Source organism: Acinetobacter legionensis, assembly GCF_048552295.1.
Taxonomy (GTDB): Bacteria; Pseudomonadota; Gammaproteobacteria; order Pseudomonadales; family Moraxellaceae; genus Acinetobacter.
This window is the reverse complement of sequence record NZ_JBIMCW010000120.1, coordinates 1-237: the sequence shown is the minus strand read 5'-3', so window position 1 is coordinate 237 and position 237 is coordinate 1. Positions and strand designations below refer to the sequence as shown.

Genomic DNA, 237 nt, shown 5'->3' with positions numbered 1-237 from the left:
GTTGAATGGAACGCTGACCAATAAAATTGGTAATTGAATCAGTTTTTTCTACGGCGCTGCTTCTATGGAAGCGAATATTGCGGCGTTCTAAGGCACTAAATTGCGAATTATCATCGATTAAACGAAGCTTTTGTGCTTGGATTTGTTCTGTTGAGCTCGATACTTTAAGCTGAGCTTCATCGATCAACCAGTTAATCCCTTCACTTCTCATCAAACGGGTCAGGAAGTCAAAATCAC

At 40.5% G+C, this 237-nt stretch carries 1 protein-coding gene; it reads right to left on the bottom strand.

The genetic code is table 11. The features are described from left to right. Positions 1-237: contractile injection system protein, VgrG/Pvc8 family (locus ACG916_RS21690; RefSeq protein ID WP_419329555.1), on the bottom strand; the 237-nt coding region annotated here is incomplete at both ends.